General features: G+C 65.3%; 2 protein-coding genes and 1 pseudogene. 1 reads left to right on the forward strand and 2 read right to left on the reverse strand.

Annotated features, from left to right (window positions below; translation table 11 throughout):
• The coding region (locus tag HX774_RS19190; protein WP_178829003.1) for a polyphosphate kinase 2 at window positions 1-638 on the forward strand (638 nt) is incomplete at its 5' end.
• 14 nt (window positions 639-652) lie between these two features.
• Here HX774_RS19190 and HX774_RS19195 read toward each other — a convergent pair.
• Together HX774_RS19195 and HX774_RS19200 are read right to left on the reverse strand one after the other, a co-directional pair.
• Entirely contained in the window at window positions 653-1,297 is a 645-nt protein-coding gene (locus HX774_RS19195; protein ID WP_218650538.1) for a hypothetical protein, read from the reverse strand.
• A gap of 64 nt (window positions 1,298-1,361) precedes the next feature.
• Window positions 1,362-1,603: pseudogene (locus HX774_RS19200) on the reverse strand (serine hydrolase); the annotation flags it as partial.

Genomic DNA, 1,603 nt, shown 5'->3' on the forward strand with positions numbered 1-1,603 from the left:
AGGGCCGCGACGCCGCCGGCAAGGACGGGGCGATCAAGCGGATGACCGAGTTCATGGCCCCGCGCCAGACCCGCGTCGTCGCCCTGCCCAAGCCGAACGACCGCGAACTGTCGCAATGGTATTTCCAGCGCTATACCGCGCACCTGCCGGCGGCGGGCGAGACGGTCTTCTTCAACCGCTCCTGGTACAATCGCGCGGGCGTCGAGGCGGTCATGGGCTTTTGCACCGTGGCCCAGCACGAACGCTTCCTGCACGACGCGCCGCATTTCGAGCGCATGCTGACCCAGTCCGGCACCATTCTCATCAAGCTGTGGCTCGATATTACGCAAGAAGAGCAGTCGCGACGGCTGGATGAGCGCACCACCCATCCGCTGAAACGCTTCAAGGTTTCACCCCTGGACGGTGAGGCCCAGGCGCGCTGGAGCGATTATTCCGCCGCCCGCGACCAGATGCTGGAACGCACCCATATGGACTATGCCCCCTGGACGGTGGTCGCCACCGACAACAAGAAGAAGGCGCGGCTGAACATCATTCGTCACGTCCTGCACCAGTTGGGCCGCCCGGGGCTGGAGGCCAAGCAGCCGGACCCGGACATCGTCATGAGCGCGGACAAGGCCAAGGGCCTGCTGGCCCCCTAAGGTCTGACGATCTCTCAGTCGTCGCCGAACAGGCGGCGGTTCTTGTCGACAAAGGCGTGAATGGCGTTCGTCAGCGGCCCGTTCTGACGCCCCTTCAGATAGGCCCAGCCCGCGCCCGCCCCGATCAGGGCGCCGCCCGTATCGACGATCAGGTCCCACATGGTGTCGACCAGACCGGACTTCTGCGTGTTCAACCCGAACAGCTGGTCCAGGGTGAACTCCCAGATCTCCCACACCGCGCCGATCATGACGGCGAAGCAGAAGGCGAAGAAGGCCACGGTAAAGGGCGCCGCCGTCAGCCGGTTCCCCTTGACCAGCATCAGCATCAGCAAGGACCCGACCAGCCCGAACGCCACCGCCGAACCGCCGTGCAGCACCACATCCCACCACCAGTAGCGCTCATAGAAGTCCCCGACCTCGCCCAGCACAAGGGTGGCGCACAGGAAGGCGGCGATGGCGCTGACAAAGGCCGTCGGCAGGGCGACCCCGATCTTCTCCCCCACCCAGATCGGAACCAGCGACAGCAGCAAGGTCCCCGCCGCGACAAAGGTGACGCTGAACGCCCCCGTCAGAAACCCGCCCACCGCCGCCCCGATCAGGATGATCCAGGTCAGATACAGGATGATGGGCGGGCGGTTCGATTGTCGAGGCAAGGTCATCGGCTGGCTCCTGCGGACCGCAACAACCTTAAGGACTAGACCTGTCTGCAGCTGCAGTCAGCCCCTACCGCGTGTTGATCGACGCCAGGGCGTGTTCCGCGATCAGCGTATCGGCCAGGCCGTGGGGATTGCGCACGTTGTAGTTCTCAGTGGTCACGACCACGACGACGTCCAGATCCGGCACGATCACCACCTTGTTGCCGCCGGTCCCCGCCATCGCCCAGGCCGCGTGCGGCTGGCCGTTGACGGTGTAGGTCGGCAGCCAGATCAGATAGCCATAGTCGCCGCGCTGCGGATCGACGCTGG

The sequence above is a fragment of the Brevundimonas sp. P7753 genome (genome assembly GCF_013386595.1).
Classification (GTDB): domain Bacteria; phylum Pseudomonadota; class Alphaproteobacteria; order Caulobacterales; family Caulobacteraceae; genus Brevundimonas; species Brevundimonas bullata.

What these genes read in the sequence shown, in the direction of transcription:
- HX774_RS19195 (WP_218650538.1), bottom strand. Translation starts at nt 1,297, where the DNA reads ATGACCTTGCCTCGACAATCGAACCGCCCGCCCATCATCCTGTATCTG.